Consider the following 20,065-nt stretch of genomic DNA (forward strand, 5'->3'; position numbering starts at 1 on the left):
ATTTAAAAGGGATAACGTGCTCGAAAGAATTAAAGTGTGCTTCACAGAAAGCATTCAGACTCAGATTGCCGCGGCAGAAGCCCTCCCTGACGCAATCTCTCGCGCCGCCATGACGCTGGTGCAGTCCCTGCTCAATGGCAACAAAATCCTCTGTTGTGGCAATGGCACGTCCGCTGCCAACGCACAGCATTTTGCTGCCAGTATGATCAATCGTTTTGAAACAGAACGCCCCAGTTTACCTGCCATTGCACTTAATACCGATAATGTGGTCTTAACAGCGATTGCTAACGATCGTCTGCATGACGAGATTTACGCTAAGCAGGTGCGTGCCCTGGGCCATGCGGGCGATGTGCTGCTGGCCATCTCCACGCGCGGCAATAGCCGTGACATTGTCAAAGCCGTCGAAGCCGCCGTTACTCGCGATATGACTATCGTTGCCTTAACTGGCTATGACGGGGGCGAACTGGCGGGCCTGCTGGGGCCGCAGGATGTGGAAATCCGCATTCCGTCTCACCGTAGCGCACGCATTCAGGAGATGCATATGCTCACGGTGAACTGCTTATGTGATTTGATCGATAACACGCTTTTCCCTCACCAGGATGATTAAGGAGTTCTCATGAAGGCTTTATCGACCCTCGCAGTCCTTATGTCTGCATTACTGCTGCAGGGATGTATCGCTGCGGCTGTCGTGGGTACCGCAGCCGTCGGCACCAAAGCAGCGACCGATCCGCGCACCGTTGGCACCCAGGTAGATGACGGCACGCTGGAGCTGCGCGTCAACAGTGCGCTGTCGAAAGACGAGCAAATTAAGAAAGAAGCGCGCATCAACGTGACGGCTTACCAGGGCAAAGTGCTGCTGACAGGCCAGGCGCCAAATACTGACCTCTCCAGCCGCGCAAAACAGATCGCGATGGGCGTAGAGGGCACTGCGGAAGTCTTCAACGAAGTCCGTCAGGGGCAGCCAATCAGCCTTGGTACCGCCTCCAATGATACGTGGATCACCACCAAAGTCCGTTCCCAGCTGCTGGGTTCAGACCAGGTGAAATCATCCAACGTGAAAGTGACGACCGAAAACGGCGAAGTGTTCCTGCTGGGTCTGGTTACCGACCGTGAAGGGAAAGCGGCGGCCGATATTGCCAGCCGGGTGAGCGGCGTGAAACACGTCACCACCGCATTTACCTACATTAAGTAATTCCCACCTGACTGTAAGCCCGGTGCGTGCTCGCGCCACCGGGCTTTTTTCACAGAAGCGCAATACTCCCCACAATCACGCCACTCAACGCCACCAGCCCTGCGGTGAGCCACAGCGCTTTCGCCGGGAATGACTTACGCAGCATGATAAGCGACGGCAGGCTGATGGCAGGCAAGGTAATGAGCAACGCCAGTGCCGGTGCGGTGCCCATGCCAGCCAACATCATGGTCTGCACAATCGGAATTTCAGCCGCCGTTGGGATCACAAACAGACAACCGGCAATGGCCATCGCAATGACCCACATCAGGGTATTGTCGATGGCGCCGTCGGCATGCGGGAATAGCCAGACGCGTGCGGCCCCGAGCACCAGCACCGCCAGGATATACACAGGAATGGTGCTCCAGAAAAGCTGCCACAGTGCATTCCCCCAGCGCGCAAAGAAGCTTCCCTGTGGCTCGCTGACATCAAGCTCAATGGCGGCCGGTTCAACGGCGTTATCTTTCACCCATTTCTGCACCAGCGTTGCCACCACCAGCACCGTCAGCAGACCGGCCACCAGACGGATAAAGGCGAAATGCCAACCCAGCACAAAGCCCATAAACACCAGCGTTGCCGGGTTTAACAGCGGGTTGCCCATCCAGAACGCCAGCGCACCGCCCATAGAGACTCGCTGACGGCGCATACCGGCAGCAACAGGCGCGGCACAGCACGAACACATCATGCCCGGCAGGGAGAAAATGGTCCCCAGCAGGGTGCCCTGAAAGCGTGGCTGCCCCAGGGTTTTCACCAGCCAGTGACGCGGGATAAGCACCTGAATCAACGAGCCCAGAATGACGCCTAATACGGCGGCTTTCCAGACGGCAAGGAAATAGACCATGGCATAATCCCACGCCGCGCGAAGCGGGCTGGAATCAGCCTGAGCGAGAATAGATTTACCGATGCTGTGCGTTTCGGCGGCAGTGAAGGCTTTACCGTAGTACGGCTGCCATTTCACATACCAGAGGCCTATAATGACCACGAGAAAGAAGAGCGCGGGCTTCCACCATTGGACAGGTGTTGCCGCCTGAGATGAAGACTGACCAGTCATAGCATTCCCCGGAGAGTGTTATTTAATTAGCCGGGGGAGTTTACGCCTCGCCCTGCGCGATTTCACGCAGTTTCGCCGAAGGGATGATATTCACCCCCTCCTGCGATGGTGACAGCCCCTCTTTTAACATCGCACGCGCCACGTCGCGCGCCTCGATGGATTTCCAGTTACCGGGGAGAATGCGGAACAACGGGGCAAACATCGACTCGTTAAAACGACGCTCGTCGCGATGCCCCAGCAGCATGGAGGGACGGACTATTGTCAACCGCTCCCACTTCTGGGCAATCAGGGCCTCTTCCATCTCGCCCTTCACCTTGCTGTAAAAGAACGGCGAACGGGCGCTGGCGCCCAGCGAGCTGACCACCACAAAATGGGTGGCACCCAGCTTTTTCGCCGTTAGCGCCGTATCGACCACCAGCGTATAGTCAGCATGAACAAACGCCTCTTTACTGCCCGCCTCACGCCGCGTTGTCCCGAGGCAGCAAAAGGCGATATCGATGGGATCCTGCACCTGCGCCAGTGCGTCGGTCAGCTGTGGATCGTGAGGATTAAAGACGCCAGAAATGTCCGCCAGCGGTCGACGTGTCGGGGCCGCAATGTAGTTCACCCTGCGATCCTGGATCAGCAGCCGCAGCAGATGATCGCCCACCAGCCCGGTTGCCCCCGTAATCAGTACCTGACTCATTTCATCCCCTTTACAGAATAGTCCGTTTGCGAACTCAGCATGGTCAACCACACTTAGAAGTCTGTTACCGGTAAGTATTTACCACAAACGGGAAAAAAACAGTCTGAAGCGAAAACAACGGAGGAAGCATGGGTAAAAAAATCGCAGTCCTGATTACCGACGAGTTTGAAGATTCAGAATTCACCTCACCTGCTGAGGCGTTCCGCAAGGCGGGACATGAGGTCATCACCATTGAGAAAGAGGCGGGAAAAACGGTGAAAGGCCATAAGGGCGAGGCCAGCGTGACCATCGATGAGACCATCGATAACGTCAGCCCGTCTGATTTTGATGCCCTGCTGTTACCCGGCGGTCATTCACCGGATTCCCTGCGCGGCGACGAGCGCTTCGTAACGTTCACCCGCGATTTTGTCTCCACCGGAAAACCGGTCTTTGCTATCTGCCACGGTCCGCAACTGCTTATCAGCGCGGATGTGGTGCGCGGGCGTAAACTCACTGCCGTGAAACCTATCGTTGTCGATCTGAAAAACGCGGGGGCCGAGTTTTACGATCAGGAGGTGGTCAACGACAAAGACCAGCTGATCACCAGCCGAACCCCGGACGATCTGCCGGCGTTCAACCGCGAAGCGCTACGCCTGCTCGGCGCGTAGCCAGTGCAGCTTTTTGCCAAAGCCCAGCGTGTTGTCGGTAAATTTCAGCTCATCAAGGCGGATTTCCCACACCGGGGCTTTTAAGGCGGCGGCTACCGGAAAGCGGCGCGTGTAGTGCTTACGGCGCGCGTCGCTCTCTTCACCGTCCAGACGACGGATCTCCCCTTTAAACTGTACCCCACGGATCAGTGCCACCGTTTTAGGCTGACCGTTAACTGTCCCTGCCACCTTCGCCTGCTGACCGGTCATCTGCGCATGGCGCGTTTTATCTTCGCTCATCACATAAAACGCAACGCGCTCAGGGTCATAATAGTAAAACGCATTCGCGCACCACATTTCACCGTCGTCATACACGCACCAGGTGACAACATGCTGTTTCGCCAGCCAGCGGTTAATGGCAGCCAGAGTTTCCATTTTCGTTCTCTCTCATGCTATGGTGCGTTCACCTTAACATACTGAATCTGTTTACCGTGTGCTGGTTTCTCTATCTTGTCCGTACCGCAGATAACGCTCTCTACACCGGGATCACGACCGATGTGGCGCGGCGTTTTCTTCAGCATCAAACGGGAAAAGGGGCAAAAGCGCTGCGGGGGAAAGGAGAATTGACGCTCGCCTTTTCTGCCCCCGTGGGTGACAGATCGCTGGCGTTAAGAGTGGAATACCGCATTAAGCAGTTGACGAAGCGCCAGAAAGAGCGCCTCGTCACCGGAGACGGATCGTTTGAGGCGCTGTGTGAAAGCCTGATTAGAAGCGATTAAAATGGTCGTGATACTCCACGAGGCCATTTACGCCGTTGAGCGCGTCATCCGCCAGACGGTGCACCTGGAAGGCAGTTTCGGTGCCCGGCCAGCGACAGCGGAGATCGTACTGCGCCGCCGGCTCGAAGCCCAGGCGACCATAGAAAGCAGGATCGCCCAGCGTCACCACCGCGGCATAGCCAAACTCATTGAGCGAGTCCAGCCCTTCATACACCAGCTGACGTGCCAGCCCTTGTCCACGATAGTGTTCATCTACCGCCAGCGGCGCCATTCCTACCCACTGTAATTCTTCACCCTGAACGGTTACCGGGCTGAAGGCAACATAGCCCACCACCTGACCTTCGTCATCGGTGGCAACCAGCCCCAGCGTGATCAGGCCGTCTTCGCGGAGATCGTGGACCAGTTGGGCTTCTGCGTCGCTCGCAAAAGAGCGGCGTAACAACGCATCGATACCCGGTGCATCAATCCCAATTTCGACTCGAATCAGCATGGCTCACCTACTGAAGTGTGTTTACTGTCAGGCGGGGTTTTCAGCCCGGCCTCAACGAAATCTGCCATTTGCATTAACATCACGCGCAGCGCTTTTGGCATCTGCTCCAGCTCAATGGCATCCATTAAATTTTTGACGTACAGACCCAGTTCCGTATCGCCTTCAATGACCAGACGGCGCTGGAAAAAGAGGGTATCCGGATCCTGCTTACGCGCGGCGATCATCAGCAGATCGCAGGCGTCGGCGCTAAAGCTCACATCCGCGTCGGCGGACTGGCGCACAATCAGCTGGTCATTCTCGACGGAGGTAAACCAGCGCAGACCGATATCACGCACTTCAATGCTTAACCAGCGGCCTTCCAGGAACGCCAGTTCGCCTTCCTGCAGCGCCTGGCGGAACTGCCAGCTCAGGATCTGCTCCAGCACCTGACGTTTAAGCGCGAACGGCGCCAGTTTTACCGGCACGCTCAGCATTGATGGACCAAATTGTACGAGACGTGAACGCAGTTTATCCAGCACGAGCTTTACTCCCTGATAGCGATAGTCCGGGTATTTTGCCATATCCGGAGGAGAACATAGCGGCGTAAATCAACAAACCGTCGTCCGGTGTACCTCATTATTGGTGCCATCAATACGCCATTAGCTGCCTTAAATCAAAAATTGTCGCGTATGGGTTAATTAAAATCCCAGCTCGTTAACATTTTTGCTCTCGACGACATCAGGATAAATTATGGAGCTGCTCTGCCCTGCCGGAAACCTTCCGGCGCTTAAGGCGGCCATCGAAAATGGGGCCGATGCGGTCTATATCGGGCTGAAAGATGATACTAACGCCCGCCATTTTGCTGGCCTCAACTTTACGGAGAAAAAGCTTCAGGAAGCCGTTAACTTCGTACATCAGCACCGCCGCAAATTGCATATTGCCATCAATACCTTTGCCCATCCTGATGGCTATGCCCGCTGGCAGCGCGCGGTGGATATGGCAGCACAGCTGGGTGCCGATGCGCTGATTCTGGCCGACCTCGCCATGCTAGAGTATGCGGCAGAACGCTATCCTCATATTGAGCGCCATGTCTCTGTTCAGGCCTCTGCCACCAACGAAGAGGCGATACGTTTTTATCATCAAAACTTTGACGTGGCCCGGGTGGTTTTACCGCGCGTGCTCTCTATTCATCAGGTTAAGCAACTCGCACGCGTCACGCCAGTGCCGCTGGAAGTTTTTGCCTTTGGTAGCCTGTGCATCATGGCTGAAGGCCGCTGCTATCTCTCCTCGTATTTGACCGGTGAATCCCCTAATACCGTTGGCGCCTGCTCGCCTGCCCGCTTTGTTCGCTGGCAGCAAACCCCACAGGGGCTGGAATCTCGCCTGAATGAGGTACTGATTGACCGCTATCAGGACGGTGAAAACGCTGGCTACCCGACGCTGTGCAAAGGCCGCTATCTGGTTGACGGTGAGCGTTATCACGCGCTGGAAGAACCCACCAGCCTCAACACACTGGAACTGCTGCCGGAACTGCTGGCCGCTAATATTGCCTCGGTGAAGATTGAAGGTCGCCAGCGCAGCCCGGCCTACGTCAGTCAGGTGGCGAAAGTCTGGCGTCAGGCCATTGACCGCTGCATGGCAGATCCGCAGAACTACGCCCCGCAATCGGCCTGGATGGAGACGCTCGGCGCAATGTCTGAAGGCACCCAAACCACGCTTGGCGCGTATCACCGTAAATGGCAGTGAGATAACCATGAAATATTCATTAGGACCGGTGCTCTACTACTGGCCAAAAGAGACGCTGGAAGATTTTTATCAACAGGCCGCGACGAGCAGCGCCGATGTGATTTACCTTGGCGAAGCGGTATGCAGCAAGCGCCGTGCCACCAAAGCAGGCGACTGGCTGGAGATGGCGAAAAGCCTGGCCGGGAGCGGCAAACAGGTGGTGCTCTCTACGCTGGCGCTGGTACAAGCCTCATCTGAACTGGGTGAGTTGAAGCGCTACGTGGAGAACGGCGAGTTTCTGCTGGAGGCCAGCGATCTGGGCGTGGTGAATATGTGCGCCGAACGCAAGCTGCCGTTTGTCGCGGGCCATGCATTGAACTGCTATAACGCCGTGACCCTGCGCCTGCTGCTGAAACAGGGGATGACGCGCTGGTGCATGCCGGTAGAGCTGTCGCGTGACTGGCTGGTAAACCTCCTGAACCAGTGTGACGAGCTGGGTATTCGCAACCAGTTTGAAGTGGAAGTGTTGAGCTATGGCCATCTGCCGCTGGCGTACTCTGCCCGCTGCTTCACTGCCCGCTCTGAAGATCGCCCGAAAGACGAGTGCGAAACCTGCTGCATCAAGTACCCGAACGGGCGCAGCATGCTGTCGCAGGAGAATCAGCAGGTGTTTGTCCTGAACGGCATTCAGACCATGAGTGGTTATGTGTATAACCTTGGTAACGAGCTGGCGTCGATGGACGGACTGGTGGACATGGTGCGTCTGTCCCCGCTGGACACCAGCGTGTTTGCCATGCTGGATGCTTTTCGCGCCAATGAAAACGGCGCATCGCCGCTGCCGCTGACGGCAAACAGTGACTGTAACGGCTACTGGAAGCGGCTGGCCGGACTGGAGCTGCAGGCCTGAAAAGGCTCACTTTGTTAACAACGGTTATCATTATTTAATGCAGTATTAAAGATTGACCGTCGACAAAGTGAGCTGTTATGACTGACAAAACCCTTCCGTTTTCGGTGCTGGATCTGGCGCCGATCCCACAAGGCTCCTCGGCAAGAGAAGCCTTTTCGCACTCTCTCGATCTGGCTCAACTGGCCGAAAAGCGTGGCTATCACCGTTACTGGCTGGCGGAACATCACAACATGGTCGGCATCGCCAGCGCTGCCACCTCGGTGCTGATTGGCTATCTGGCCGCGAACACCACTACCCTGCACCTGGGATCCGGTGGCGTGATGCTGCCAAACCATGCTCCTCTGGTGATCGCCGAGCAGTTTGGTACGCTGAATACCCTCTACCCGGGCCGTATTGATTTAGGCCTTGGCCGTGCGCCGGGCAGCGACCAGCCCACCATGCGCGCCCTGCGTCGCCATATGAGCGGTGACATCGACAATTTCCCGCGTGATGTGGCTGAACTGGTGGGCTGGTTCGATGCGCGTGACCCGAACCCGCACGTGCGCCCGGTGCCGGGCTATGGCGAGAAGATCCCGGTATGGCTGTTAGGCTCAAGTCTTTATAGCGCGCAGCTTGCTGCACAGCTGGGGCTGCCCTTCGCGTTCGCCTCCCACTTCGCACCGGATATGCTGCATCAGGCGCTGCATCTCTACCGCACGAACTTCAAACCTTCTGAAAGGCTGGAGAAACCGTACGCGATGGTGTGTATCAATATCATTGCCGCCGACAGCAATCGCGATGCGGAATTCCTGTTTACCTCTATGCAGCAGGCGTTTGTGAAGCTGCGTCGCGGTGAGACCGGCCAGCTTCCACCGCCGGTGGAGAATATGCATCAGCTGTGGTCAGCTTCCGAGCAGTATGGTGTTCAACAGGCGCTGAGCATGTCGCTGGTGGGAGATAAAGCGAAGGTGCGTCACGGGCTTGAGGCGGTGCTGCGCGAAACGCAGGCTGATGAGATTATGGTTAACGGCCAGATTTTCGATCATCAGGCGCGTTTGCACTCGTTTGAGCTGGCGATGCAGGTGAAAGAGGAGTTGGTGGGGTAGTTTTTTTGCCCGGTGGCGCTTCGCTTACCGGGCCTACGGGATCGCGTAGGCCGGATAAGGCGTAGCCGCCATCCGGCACAAAAACTTACTGATATACCGGCAACAGATTAAAGCTCGACAGCACGTGGACCAGCGCGTTACCAACACCAAACACCAGAATCAGTGCAATCATCGGTTTACCGCCCCAGACGCGGAATTTCGGGCTACCGAAGCGCTGACGGGATTTACGCGCCAGAAGCGCCGGCACAATTGCCGCCCAGATGGTAGCCGCCAGACCGGCATAACCAATGGCGTACAGGAAGCCGTTCGGCCACAGCAGGCCGCCCACCATCGGTGGCAGGAAGGTCAGCAGTGCGGTTTTGAAGCGCCCCATAGCGGAGTCATCAAAGCCAAACAGGTCCGCCAGATAGTCAAACAGGCCGAGCGTCACGCCGAGGAAAGAGCTCGCAACCGCAAAGTTGGAGAATACCACCAGCAGCAGATCCAGACTGCGGCTGTTCAGTACACCGCTCAGCGCCTGCACCAGCACATCTATATTCCCGCCCTTCTGCGCAATGCCGATAAACTCAGGACGCGGGATGTTGCCCATCGTCCCCAGCAGCCAAATCACATACAGCCCCAGCGCCAGCAGCGTACCGTAAACCAGGCACTTGACGATTGTCCGCGGGTCTTTGCCGTAGTACTTCATCAGGCTCGGTACGTTGCCGTGGTAGCCAAACGACGCCAGACAGAACGGCAGGGTCATCAGCAGATACGGCGTGTACGACGTATTGGTTTCAGCCACGTTAAACAGTGTTGACGGGGTAACGTGCCCCAGCAGGCTACCGAAGGTCAGAAAGAAAGTGATGACCTTTGCGCCCAGAACGATGGCCGTCATCCGGCTCACCGCTTTGGTACTCATCCAGACGATAAACGCGACACCCAGCGCAAAGCACAACCCGGCCAGACGCGCCGGAACGTGCAGCGACATCTCCGAAAAGGTGTGATGCAGAATCGAGCCGCTTGCCGAGATGTACGCGTAGGTCAGGATGTAGAGCACAAACGCGATGGAAAGGCCGTTCACCAGGTTCCAGCCTTTACCCAGCAGATCTTTCGTGATGGTGTCGAAGCTGGAGCCAATGCGGTAGTTCAGGTTGGCTTCAAGGATCATCAGCCCTGAATGGAGCATACAGAACCAGGTGAAGACCAGCGCAGCCAGCGACCAGAAGAACCACGCACCGGACATGACCACTGGCAGGGAGAACATCCCGGCACCAATAATGGTTCCGCCGATGATCACCACGCCGCCAAGCAGCGAAGGTGACGTTTGGGTGGTGGTTAGTGTCGCCATACAGCCATATCTCCAGTCAAAAATGTGGTTTGCATTTTAATGTGCTGCACTGTACCAGTACAAGAGTACAAAGGGAATAAAAAAAGCCCCGATAGTCTTTATCGGGGCTGTATATATTACTTTACGTCAGAAACGAAAGGCTTACGCGTCACCGAAACGACGACGGCTGGTGCCTTCTTCACGACGTGGGCCACGGCTATCACGGCGTTCACCGGAGAAACGACGACCTTCACCACCGCGGCCTTCGCTGCGACCGCCTTCACGACGCTCGCCACCGAAACCGCGACCACCGCCACGACGTTCGCCGCCACGGTCAGGACGTGGCTGTGCATCGCCCAGCAGCTGCATGTTCATCGGCTTGTTCAGGATGCGGGTGCGAGTAAAGTGCTGCAGTACTTCGCCCGGCATGCCTTTTGGCAGCTCGATGGTGGAGTGAGATGCGAACAGCTTGATGTTACCGATGTAACGGCTGCTGATGTCGCCTTCGTTCGCGATCGCGCCAACGATATGACGAACTTCAACACCATCATCACGGCCCACTTCAATGCGGTACAGTTCCATTTCGCCAGCGTCACGACGTTCACGACGTGGACGGTCTTCGCCACCACGCTCTGAACGGTCACCACGTGGGCCACGATCGTTACGGTCACCACGGCGTTCGAAGCGATCGTCACGATCGCGGAACTCACGACGAGGACGCATCGGTGCATCTGGTGGCACGATCAGGGTACGTTCGCCCTGTGCCATCTTCAGCAGTGCTGCAGCCAGCGTTTCGATATCCAGCTCTTCGCCTTCAGCGGTTGGCTGAATCTGCGCCAGCAGCGCACGGTACTGATCCAGATCGCTGCTTTCCAGCTGCTGCTGGACTTTCGCGGCGAATTTTTCCAGACGGCGTTTGCCCAGCAGTTCTGCGTTTGGCAGCTCCGCTTCCGGAATGGTCAGCTTCATGGTGCGTTCAATGTTACGCAGCAGACGACGCTCGCGGTTCTCAACGAACAGCAGGGCACGACCCGCACGACCTGCACGACCGGTACGGCCGATACGGTGAACGTAAGACTCAGAGTCCATTGGGATGTCGTAGTTTACAACCAGGCTGATACGCTCAACGTCCAGACCACGTGCTGCCACGTCGGTTGCAATCAGGATATCCAGACGACCGTCTTTCAGACGCTCCAGCGTCTGCTCACGCAGAGCCTGGTTCATGTCGCCATTCAGCGCTGCGCTGTTGTAGCCGTTACGCTCCAGGGCTTCAGCCACTTCCAGGGTCGCGTTTTTGGTACGAACGAAGATAATCGCCGCATCAAAATCTTCCGCTTCCAGGAAACGCACCAGCGCTTCGTTTTTGCGCATGCCGTACACAGACCAGTAGCTCTGGCTGATGTCCGGGCGAGTGGTAACGCTGGACTGAATGCGCACTTCCTGCGGCTCTTTCATGAAGCGGCGGGTAATGCGACGGATTGCTTCTGGCATGGTGGCAGAGAACAGAGCGGTCTGGTGACCTTCCGGGATCTGCGCCATGATGGTTTCTACGTCTTCGATGAAGCCCATACGCAGCATTTCGTCTGCTTCATCCAGTACCAGACCGCTCAGTTTAGAGAGATCCAGTGTACCGCGCTTCAGGTGATCCAGCAGACGGCCCGGCGTACCGACAACAATCTGTGGGCCCTGGCGCAGGGCGCGTAACTGCACGTCATAACGCTGGCCGCCGTACAGGGCTACCACGTTTACGCCGCGCATGTGTTTAGAGAATTCCGTCATCGCTTCCGCAACCTGAACCGCCAGTTCACGGGTTGGAGCCAGGACGAGGATCTGCGGTGCACGCAGGTCCGGATCAATGTTGTTCAGCAGCGGCAGCGAGAATGCTGCGGTTTTGCCGCTACCAGTCTGGGCCATGCCCAGCACGTCACGACCAGAGAGCAGATGTGGGATACATTCTGCCTGGATCGGAGATGGTTTTTCGTAACCGAGATCGTTAAGAGCTTCAAGGATAGGAGCCTTCAGGCCCAGATCTGCAAAAGTGGTTTCGAATTCAGCCATGTAGTACGAGTGCCTCAATGTCAATGGCGGCCAGTCTACTTAGCTCATCGTGAAAATGATCTGCAATTTTCATTGAAAAGTGTGAACCGGCTCAAATTAGGTGTATTGACGAACAACAACGCCCTCACCAGTGAAGGTGATGGCAATCAAAAAGATTACGGGCTGATGTTTATGTCGTCAGCTATTGCTGGTCCGATTCTGCCAGGTCATCTTGCTCCTGGCCCAAGAGCGATAATTCCAACAATGCATAACGGTGCTCAACGAAGTTGTGTACGTTGTTAGCAACCGCTAATTTGAACAGTGCCGTAGCGCTGTCCTTATCCCCCAGACTTAGGTAGTACTTACCTAAATAGAAGTTGGTTTCACTGAGATGCTCAGCGAGCGAGGTGTTATCCGTTGCGTCCGCCTTGAGGCGTTCCATCAGCGTTGCTTCGCTAATGTTGCCCAGGTAGAACTCGACAATGTTCCATCCCCACTGTTCCTTGTCCGATTTGTCGAAGCGCTGTTTCAGTGCCTCTTTTGCCTGCTTCTCATCGAGCTTCTGCTCAACAATGTAAAGCCACAGGCTACGGAAAGGATCATTAGGATCGTCTTGATAAAACGCCAGCAGATCATCTTGCGCTAACTTATCACGACCGCCGTAATACAATGCGATACCGCGATTCAAGTGCGCGTAGTTGTAAGTTGGATCAAGCTCAAGTACAGAATCAAACGCTTCATAGGCAGCATCAAAATTGCCTGCCTGCGTTAAATAAATGCCTAAGTAATTGAATACTTCAGGCATATCAGGTCGGATAGCCAGCGCTTGTGAGAAATCATTTCGCGCTAATGCCCTCAGACCGAGACTATCATACAACACTCCGCGCTCATATAAAAGCTGTGCGCGTTCGTCATCGGTTAAAGCCCGACTGGCAAGAATTTGTTCCATGCGTGCCAGAATCACTTCCTGCTGCAAAGTCGGTTGCAATGGCACTGCGAGGACTTCGCTCTTACGCCAGGCAGAGTTGCTGCATCCTGCCAGCGTTAAAGCTGTCGCAACGAAACACCAGCGCAAAAAAGGCTTCATTTCCCACTCCCGAAGACAACTATTGGATGAACGTCCTGTCCCCCGGCGGCTTAACAAGGCGTCCTGCCTGATAATGGCCCTCCGCGATGCGGAGGGCAAATGGCAACCTTACTCGCCTTGCTGTTCTGCTGCCGGTGCTTCTGGCGCAGCAGCTGGCTGAGACTGCTCGGTTGCTTCTTTAATGCTCAGACGGATACGGCCCTGGCGGTCAACTTCCAGAACTTTAACCGGTACTTCCTGACCCATCTGCAGGTAATCGGTCACTTTCTCAACGCGCTTGTCAGCGATTTGAGAGATGTGTACCAGACCTTCTTTACCGCCACCGATGGCAACGAACGCGCCAAAGTCAACGATACGGGTCACTTTACCATTGTAGATACGGCCCACTTCGATTTCTGCAGTGATTTCTTCGATGCGACGAATCGCGAATTTCGCTTTTTCGCCGTCGGTCGCTGCGATCTTCACCGTACCGTCATCTTCGATTTCAATGGTGGTGCCGGTCTCTTCGGTTAGCGCACGGATCACGGAACCGCCCTTACCGATAACATCTTTGATCTTGTCTGGATTGATCTTGATGGTGTGAATACGCGGAGCGAATTCGGAGATATCACCGCGTGGCGCGTTGATAGCCTGTTCCATCACGCCCAGGATGTGCAGACGCGCACCTTTTGCCTGGTTCAGAGCAACCTGCATGATCTCTTTGGTGATGCCTTCAATTTTGATATCCATCTGCAGTGCAGAGATACCGTCGCGGGAACCCGCCACTTTGAAGTCCATATCGCCCAGGTGGTCTTCGTCGCCCAGAATGTCAGACAGAACAACAAAGTTGTCGCCCTCTTTCACCAGACCCATTGCGATACCCGCAACGGCGGCTTTGATTGGCACGCCTGCATCCATCAGCGCCAGAGAGGCACCACACACGGAAGCCATGGAAGAAGAACCGTTGGATTCGGTGATTTCAGAAACCACACGAACGGTGTACGGGAATTTGTCTGCGTCTGGCATCACTGCCAGCACGCCGCGCTTCGCCAGACGACCGTGACCAATTTCACGACGCTTAGGCGAACCCACCATACCGGTTTCCCCTACGGAGTACGGAGGGAAGTTATAGTGGAACAGGAAGCTGTCAGTGCGCTCGCCCATCAGCTCGTCGATGATCTGTGCGTCACGTGCAGTACCCAGGGTCGCGGTAACCAGCGCCTGCGTTTCGCCACGGGTGAACAGCGCAGAACCGTGAGTACGTGGCAGTACGCCAGTACGCACGTCCAGACCACGGATCATGTCTTTTTCACGGCCATCGATACGCGGCTCGCCAGCCAGTACGCGGCTACGAACAACGTTTTTCTCGATTGCGTGCAAAATTTCGCTCAGCTCGTTAGCGTCCAGCGTTTCGTCTTCAGCAACCAGCGTGGCGATGGTTTCGTCTTTGATCACGTCAACCTGAGCATAACGCTCCTGCTTGTCGGTGATACGGTACGCATCGCTCAGACGCGCTTCAGCCAGTGCAGCAACGCGTGCGTTCAGCGCGTCGTTAGCGGCTTCAGGCTGCCAGTCCCAACGTGGTTTACCGGCTTCTTTCACCAGCTCGTTGATGTTCTGGATAACAACCTGCTGTTGGTCGTGGCCGAAGACCACAGCGCCCAGCATCTGGTCTTCGCTCAGCAGCTCTGCTTCAGACTCAACCATCAGAACGGCGGCTTCCGTACCGGCAACAACCAGGTCCAGCTTACTTTCTTTCAGCTCTTCCTGAGTCGGGTTCAGCACGTACTGGTCGTTGATGTAACCAACGCGCGCGGCACCGATAGGACCATTGAATGGAATACCGGACAGAGACAGCGCAGCGGAGGCACCGATCATCGCAACGATATCCGGGTTAACCTGTGGGTTAACGGAAACCACGGTCGCGATAACCTGCACTTCGTTTACGAAGCCTTCCGGGAACAGCGGACGAACCGGGCGGTCAATCAGACGCGCGATCAGGGTTTCGCCTTCGCTTGGGCGGCCTTCACGACGGAAGAAGCCACCCGGGATTTTACCGGCAGCGTAAGTACGCTCCTGGTAGTTAACGGTCAGTGGGAAGAAGTCCTGACCTGGTTTAGCTTTTTTCTGGCCAACAACGGTCACGAATACCGCGGTGTCATCCATGCTTACCATAACGGCAGCAGTAGCCTGACGTGCCATCATGCCGGTTTCCAGCGTGACGGTATGCTGACCATACTGGAATTTACGAACGATCGGATTCAGCAAAATTCTGTCCTTTCTTAAATGTTTGACAGCACACCACCGGTGTGCTGACGATTTAACCCGACCTTCTTCGCATCCTCGCGACTAATGACAACCAACACCCCCATGGGTGAAGCCTCTCATTAGCCGCGCGAACCTCTGCAAGGAAGATCATTTATAGCAACAATACAATAGTTTCCAGTGAATTGCTGCGGTCCGGTTGAAAAAAGGGGCCATCAGGCCCCCTTTTCTGAAACTCGCAAGACTTAGCGACGCAGACCCAGACGCTCGATCAGCGCGGAGTAACGTGCAACATCTTTACGTTTCAGGTAGTCGAGCAGTTTACGACGCTGAGAAACCATACGCAGCAGACCACGACGGCTGTGGTGATCTTTTTTGTGCTCTGCAAAGTGACCCTGCAGGTGGTTAATCTGTGCAGTCAGCAGTGCAACCTGAACTTCGGTAGAACCGCTGTCGTTAGTACCACGACCAAACTCAGAAACGATTTTAGCTTTAGCTTCAACGCTTAGAGACATTTTCAAACTCCAAAGTATAAAGAATGTAAGGATGCCGATCTCTAATTCAGCGATCCCCGTATACGCCCCACAAAATTGTTAAACAATTTGCCGGACGTTAAGCCGCGATATTCTACTCGCCTCACCGGTTTACCGCAAGGTGAGCTGATATCGCCGTCAGCCTTCGACCGGGTATTCCACCACCAGACGGCGGGGCGCAACGCGTCCTTCACCGTCCATTTCACCCATGCCGATAAACTTACCGTCATCCCCTTCGGTCACGCGTACCAGGCCTTCCAGCGGTGCATTCGTGGTCCGAACCGGGTTTCCGTTCTTAAAGTAAACGGACGATGTTAAAGGAAGATTAACAACCGGGAAGTCGGCCGCCGGGCTATCCATCGGCATCAGCAGCGGGTCAAGCAAATCTGCCGCGGCAACACCCTGCGCTTGCGCCTGTTCAACCAGCGCGTGCAGATGCTCAAGGGTCACCATCCGCTCAACCGGATATTTGCTGACGGCCAGGCGACGCAGGTAGATAACATGCGCACCGCAGCCCAGCTTCTCGCCCAGGTCGTCGATAATGGTGCGAATATAGGTGCCTTTCGAACAGTGCACTTCCAGCTCCAGTTCGTCACCCTCGTGGCGAATAAAGAGCAGTTCATACACGGTGATCGGGCGGGCTTCACGCGGCACTTCAATACCCTGGCGCGCATATTCGTAGAGCTTTTTACCCTGATATTTCAGTGCCGAATACATCGACGGCACCTGCAGCGTATCGCCACGGAAGCTCTCCAGCGCCGCATCCAATTGCTCTGCGCTAAACGTCACAGGACGCTCTTCCACCACCTGACCATCGGCATCGGAGGTGTCCGTGCGCTGGCCCAGCCTGGCGATAACGCGATAACGCTTATCGGAATCCAGCAGGTACTGAGAAAACTTTGTTGCCTCCCCCAGGCAGATGGGCAGCATGCCCGTCGCCAGGGGGTCCAGCGCGCCTGTATGGCCCGCACGGTTGGCATTATAAATACGCTTCACTTTTTGCAGCACGTCGTTGCTGGATGCGCCCTGGGGTTTATCCAGCAGCAGCACACCATGCACGTCGCGACCACGACGACGAGGACGACTCATCAGTCCTCCTTGCTGTCGTCCGCCGGGTTAACACGACGTTCGTCGTCATGTTTCACCACGCTGGTCACCAGGTTGGACATACGCATACCTTCGACCAGGGAGTTGTCGTAGAAGAAGGTCAGCTCAGGCACGATACGCAAGCGCATCGCTTTGCCAAGCAGCGAGCGGATGAAACCAGAGGCTTCCTGCAGCGCTTTAATGCCATTTTTCACTGCTGCTTCGTCCTGATCGTTCAGGAACGTCACGAACACTTTGGCATACGCGAGGTCACGGGACATCTCCACGCCGGACACGGTGGTCATCATGCCCACACGCGGATCTTTAATTTCGCGTTGCAGAATGAGCGCGATCTCTTTCTGCATTTCCTGCGCTACGCGCTGCGGGCGACCAAATTCTTTCGCCATAATAAATTCTCCAGACAAAAAAGGGGCTAAAGCCCCTTTTTAAAATTATTGCCGGGTGGCACGAGGCGATCCCGGCCGACATATGGACCTATCCCAACAGGATTAGTCGATGCTGCGTTGGATCTCGATGATTTCGAACACTTCGATCATATCGCCAACGCGAACGTCGTTGTAGTTCTTCACGCCGATACCACATTCCATGCCGTTACGGACTTCGTTAACGTCATCTTTGAAGCGGCGCAGGGATTCCAGCTCGCCTTCGTAGATAACCACGTTGTCACGCAGTACGCGGATTGGGTTGTGACGCTTGATGGTACCCTCGGTAACCATACAGCCCGCGATCGCACCGAATTTCGGTGATTTGAACACATCGCGCACTTCGGCCAGACCGATGATCTGCTGTTTCAGCTCTGGAGACAGCATACCGCTCATCGCTGCTTTCACTTCGTCGATCAGGTTATAGATGACGGAGTAGTAACGCAGATCCAGGCTTTCTGCTTCGATCACGCGGCGAGCAGACGCGTCAGCACGCACGTTGAAGCCAACCAGAATGGCGTTAGAGGCAGCCGCCAGGGTTGCGTCGGTTTCGGTGATACCACCTACGCCAGAACCGATGATCTTCACTTTAACTTCGTCAGTAGACAGTTTCAGCAAGGAGTCGGAGATCGCTTCCACAGAACCCTGAACGTCAGCTTTCAGTACGACGTTCACTTCGTGAACTTCGCCTTCAGCCATGTTCGCGAACATGTTCTCGAGTTTAGATTTCTGCTGACGAGCCAGTTTAACTTCACGGAATTTGCCCTGACGGTACAGTGCAACTTCACGCGCTTTCTTCTCGTCACGCACAACGGTCACTTCGTCACCGGCAGCCGGCACACCGGACAGACCGAGGATTTCCACTGGAATGGACGGACCTGCTTCCAGCACTTCCTGACCCAGTTCGTTACGCATCGCACGAACACGACCGTATTCGAAACCACACAGGACGATATCGCCTTTATGCAGTGTACCTTCGCGAACCAGAACGGTAGCCACCGGGCCACGGCCTTTATCCAGGAAGGATTCGATAACCGCGCCGCTCGCCATACCGTTACGGATCGCTTTCAGCTCCAGAACTTCAGCCTGCAGCAGGATCGCGTCCAGCAGCTCGTCGATACCAGTACCTGCTTTCGCAGATACGTGTACGAACTGGCTTTCACCGCCCCACTCTTCTGGCAGGATGCCGTACTGGGACAGTTCGTTTTTAACACGATCTGGATCCGCTTCTGGCTTATCGATCTTGTTCACTGCAACCACAACCGGCACACCCGCCGCTTTCGCGTGCTGGATAGCTTCGATGGTCTGTGGCATGACGCCATCGTCTGCAGCAACAACCAGAACAACGATATCTGTCGCCTGAGCACCACGAGCACGCATTGAGGTAAACGCGGCGTGGCCTGGGGTATCCAGGAAGGTGATCATACCGTTGTCGGTTTCTACGTGATATGCACCGATGTGCTGGGTAATACCACCCGCTTCACCGGAGGCTACTTTCGTAGAACGAATGTAGTCGAGCAGAGAGGTTTTACCGTGGTCAACGTGACCCATGATGGTCACAACTGGCGCACGCGGTTCTGCCGCAGCACCGGTATCACGGTCGCTCATTACTGCTTCTTCCAGCTCGTTTTCACGACGCAGGATAACTTTGTGTCCCATCTCTTCGGCAACCAGCTGTGCGGTTTCCTGGTCGATCACCTGGTTGATGGTCGCCATTGCGCCCAGTTTCATCATCGCTTTGATGACCTGAGAGCCTTTAACCGCCATTTTGTTCGCCAGATCGCCAACGGTGATGGTTTCGCCGATCACAACGTCACGGTTAACGGCCTGAGCAGGCTTCTGGAAGCCCTGCTGCAGGGAAGAACCTTTACGCTGTTTGCCGCCTTTACCGCCACGCACGGCTGCACGCGCTTCTTCACGGTCAGCTTTAGACTCGGCGTGTTTGTTGCCTTTTTTCGCCGGACGCGCTGCTTTCGCATTGCGACCACGGCCGCGGCCGCCTTCTACTTCACGGTCGTTATCATCTTCAGCCTGACGCGCGTGCTGAGAAGTGGTCACGTGATAGTCGCTGGTATCTTCAGACTGCTCAGCGGTATCAATACCGTTCTTCTCGTTTTCTTCTGCCATACGGCGCGCTTCTTCAGCCACACGACGCGCTTCTTCTTCAAGCTTGCGGCGTGCTTCTTCTTCGGCTTTACGCTTCAGTTCGGCAGCTTCATTTTCACGACGGGCTTTTTCAGCCTGGGCGGTTTTGGTCATTTCGTCTGTCTGTTGATTGCTCACTTTGTCTTTTTCCGCAGCTTCACGCTTCACTTTTTCACTTGCGTCGCGTTTCGCTTTTTCTGCGGCCTCACGTTCAGCTTTTAATTCTGCCTCACGTTTGGCAGTTGCTTCTGCCTCACGCTGAGCTTGTTCTTCCGCTTCACGCTGTGCCTGCTCTTCCGCGGCAAGGCGCTCTGCCTCTTGCGGATCACGTTTTACAAAGGTGCGCGTCTTGCGGACTTCAATTTGTACCGATTTACTTTTGCCACCGGTACCTGGAATATTCAACGTGCTGCGCGTTTTGCGCTGCAGCGTCAGCTTGTCAGGCGCAGAGCCGTGTTCACGGTTGAGGTGCGCTAACAAGGTTTGTTTTTCGTTTGCCGTCACTGAGTCATCAGCGGTCTTCGGGATCCCTGCATCAGCAAATTGCTGTACCAGGCGGTCCACGGAGGTCTGAATCTCAGCAGCCAGAGATTTTACAGTTACATCAGTCATGCTGTTCCTTCCTG

Annotated in this window: 21 protein-coding genes; 7 read left to right on the top strand and 14 right to left on the bottom strand. The window is 55.5% G+C overall.

Features of this window, described 5'->3' with window-relative positions:
- Window positions 1-16: 16 nt before the first annotated feature.
- Both diaA and dolP read left to right on the top strand, forming a co-directional pair.
- Complete coding sequence (gene diaA / locus ACQG19_RS21885; RefSeq protein ID WP_003861754.1) at window positions 17-607, top strand: DnaA initiator-associating protein DiaA; 591 nt, start codon at window positions 17-19, stop codon at window positions 605-607.
- Between the two features lie 9 nt (window positions 608-616).
- Window positions 617-1,192, top strand: coding sequence for a division/outer membrane stress-associated lipid-binding lipoprotein (gene dolP, locus ACQG19_RS21890; protein WP_038420691.1), 576 nt, complete (start codon window positions 617-619; stop codon window positions 1,190-1,192).
- A gap of 49 nt (window positions 1,193-1,241) precedes the next feature.
- Here dolP and ACQG19_RS21895 read toward each other — a convergent pair whose 3' ends face one another.
- Entirely contained in the window at window positions 1,242-2,279 is a 1,038-nt protein-coding gene (locus ACQG19_RS21895) for a permease (protein ID WP_102752152.1), read from the bottom strand.
- A 40-nt stretch (window positions 2,280-2,319) separates the two neighbouring features.
- Window positions 2,320-2,964, bottom strand: a complete 645-nt coding sequence (locus ACQG19_RS21900; RefSeq protein WP_013098901.1) for an NAD(P)H-binding protein — start codon at window positions 2,962-2,964, stop codon at window positions 2,320-2,322.
- A 128-nt stretch (window positions 2,965-3,092) separates the two neighbouring features.
- Between ACQG19_RS21900 and ACQG19_RS21905 the strand changes: the two genes are divergently transcribed.
- Window positions 3,093-3,611: a type 1 glutamine amidotransferase domain-containing protein gene (locus ACQG19_RS21905; protein ID WP_013098902.1), complete on the top strand. Its 519-nt coding sequence runs from the start codon at window positions 3,093-3,095 to the stop codon at window positions 3,609-3,611.
- On the opposite strand, the gene ACQG19_RS21910 is transcribed toward ACQG19_RS21905, so the two are convergent.
- On the bottom strand, window positions 3,591-4,025 hold the full coding sequence (locus tag ACQG19_RS21910; RefSeq protein WP_013098903.1) for a YhbP family protein: 435 nt from the start codon (window positions 4,023-4,025) through the stop codon (window positions 3,591-3,593). The genes ACQG19_RS21905 and ACQG19_RS21910 overlap by 21 nt on opposite strands.
- Window positions 4,026-4,039: 14 nt before the next feature.
- Here ACQG19_RS21910 and ACQG19_RS21915 point away from each other — a divergent pair, with 14 nt between their 5' ends.
- A complete protein-coding gene (locus ACQG19_RS21915) occupies window positions 4,040-4,369 on the top strand; it encodes a GIY-YIG nuclease family protein (protein WP_020687335.1) in 330 nt (109 codons plus the stop codon).
- On the opposite strand, the gene ACQG19_RS21920 is transcribed toward ACQG19_RS21915, so the two are convergent.
- Window positions 4,356-4,859, bottom strand: a complete 504-nt coding sequence (locus tag ACQG19_RS21920; RefSeq protein ID WP_020687336.1) for a GNAT family N-acetyltransferase — start codon at window positions 4,857-4,859, stop codon at window positions 4,356-4,358. The genes ACQG19_RS21915 and ACQG19_RS21920 overlap by 14 nt on opposite strands.
- Window positions 4,853-5,377 (bottom strand): ubiquinone anaerobic biosynthesis accessory factor UbiT, encoded by a 525-nt coding sequence (ubiT, locus tag ACQG19_RS21925; protein ID WP_102752168.1) that lies wholly within the window; start codon window positions 5,375-5,377, stop codon window positions 4,853-4,855. Before ubiT ends, ACQG19_RS21920 begins: the two co-directional genes overlap by 7 nt.
- A 211-nt stretch (window positions 5,378-5,588) precedes the next feature.
- Between ubiT and ubiU the strand changes: the two genes are divergently transcribed.
- The 3 genes from ubiU (at window position 5,589) to ACQG19_RS21940 (ending at window position 8,555) form a co-directional block, all read left to right on the top strand.
- A complete protein-coding gene (gene ubiU, locus ACQG19_RS21930; protein WP_020687338.1) occupies window positions 5,589-6,584 on the top strand; it encodes a ubiquinone anaerobic biosynthesis protein UbiU in 996 nt (331 codons plus the stop codon).
- A 7-nt stretch (window positions 6,585-6,591) separates the two neighbouring features.
- On the top strand, window positions 6,592-7,470 hold the full coding sequence (locus tag ACQG19_RS21935; protein WP_038983605.1) for a U32 family peptidase: 879 nt from the start codon (window positions 6,592-6,594) through the stop codon (window positions 7,468-7,470).
- 77 nt (window positions 7,471-7,547) lie between these two features.
- Window positions 7,548-8,555, top strand: coding sequence for a luciferase-like monooxygenase (locus ACQG19_RS21940; protein WP_058661935.1), 1,008 nt, complete (start codon window positions 7,548-7,550; stop codon window positions 8,553-8,555).
- Between the two features lie 85 nt (window positions 8,556-8,640).
- Here the strand turns inward: ACQG19_RS21940 and mtr are convergent, their stop codons facing one another.
- From mtr to infB, 9 genes are all read right to left on the bottom strand, one after another.
- A complete protein-coding gene (gene mtr, locus ACQG19_RS21945; protein ID WP_013098910.1) occupies window positions 8,641-9,885 on the bottom strand; it encodes a tryptophan permease in 1,245 nt (414 codons plus the stop codon).
- Window positions 9,886-10,026: 141 nt separating this feature from the next.
- Window positions 10,027-11,922, bottom strand: coding sequence for a DEAD/DEAH family ATP-dependent RNA helicase (locus ACQG19_RS21950; RefSeq protein WP_013098911.1), 1,896 nt, complete (start codon window positions 11,920-11,922; stop codon window positions 10,027-10,029).
- The gene (gene yrbN, locus ACQG19_RS21955) at window positions 11,915-11,995 is read right to left on the bottom strand and encodes a protein YrbN (RefSeq protein ID WP_097533792.1); all 81 of its coding nucleotides are present in this window, start codon (window positions 11,993-11,995) and stop codon (window positions 11,915-11,917) included. Before yrbN ends, ACQG19_RS21950 begins: the two co-directional genes overlap by 8 nt.
- A 108-nt stretch (window positions 11,996-12,103) precedes the next feature.
- Window positions 12,104-12,988 carry a lipoprotein NlpI gene (nlpI, locus tag ACQG19_RS21960; RefSeq protein ID WP_013098912.1) on the bottom strand — a complete coding sequence of 295 codons (885 nt, stop codon included), beginning with the start codon at window positions 12,986-12,988 and terminating at the stop codon, window positions 12,104-12,106.
- 108 nt (window positions 12,989-13,096) lie between these two features.
- Window positions 13,097-15,235, bottom strand: a complete 2,139-nt coding sequence (gene pnp, locus ACQG19_RS21965; protein ID WP_013098913.1) for a polyribonucleotide nucleotidyltransferase — start codon at window positions 15,233-15,235, stop codon at window positions 13,097-13,099.
- A 242-nt stretch (window positions 15,236-15,477) separates the two neighbouring features.
- Window positions 15,478-15,747 carry a 30S ribosomal protein S15 gene (gene rpsO, locus ACQG19_RS21970; RefSeq protein WP_013098914.1) on the bottom strand — a complete coding sequence of 90 codons (270 nt, stop codon included), beginning with the start codon at window positions 15,745-15,747 and terminating at the stop codon, window positions 15,478-15,480.
- Window positions 15,748-15,903: 156 nt separating this feature from the next.
- Window positions 15,904-16,854, bottom strand: coding sequence for a tRNA pseudouridine(55) synthase TruB (truB, locus tag ACQG19_RS21975; RefSeq protein ID WP_013098915.1), 951 nt, complete (start codon window positions 16,852-16,854; stop codon window positions 15,904-15,906).
- Window positions 16,854-17,258, bottom strand: coding sequence for a 30S ribosome-binding factor RbfA (gene rbfA / locus ACQG19_RS21980; RefSeq protein ID WP_003024988.1), 405 nt, complete (start codon window positions 17,256-17,258; stop codon window positions 16,854-16,856). Before rbfA ends, truB begins: the two co-directional genes overlap by 1 nt.
- A 102-nt stretch (window positions 17,259-17,360) precedes the next feature.
- Entirely contained in the window at window positions 17,361-20,051 is a 2,691-nt protein-coding gene (infB, locus tag ACQG19_RS21985) for a translation initiation factor IF-2 (RefSeq protein ID WP_013098916.1), read from the bottom strand.
- Window positions 20,052-20,065: the final 14 nt, after the last annotated feature.

The sequence above is a fragment of the Enterobacter cloacae complex sp. 277I4 genome, assembly GCF_050031465.1.
GTDB lineage: Bacteria > Pseudomonadota > Gammaproteobacteria > Enterobacterales > Enterobacteriaceae > Enterobacter > Enterobacter cloacae.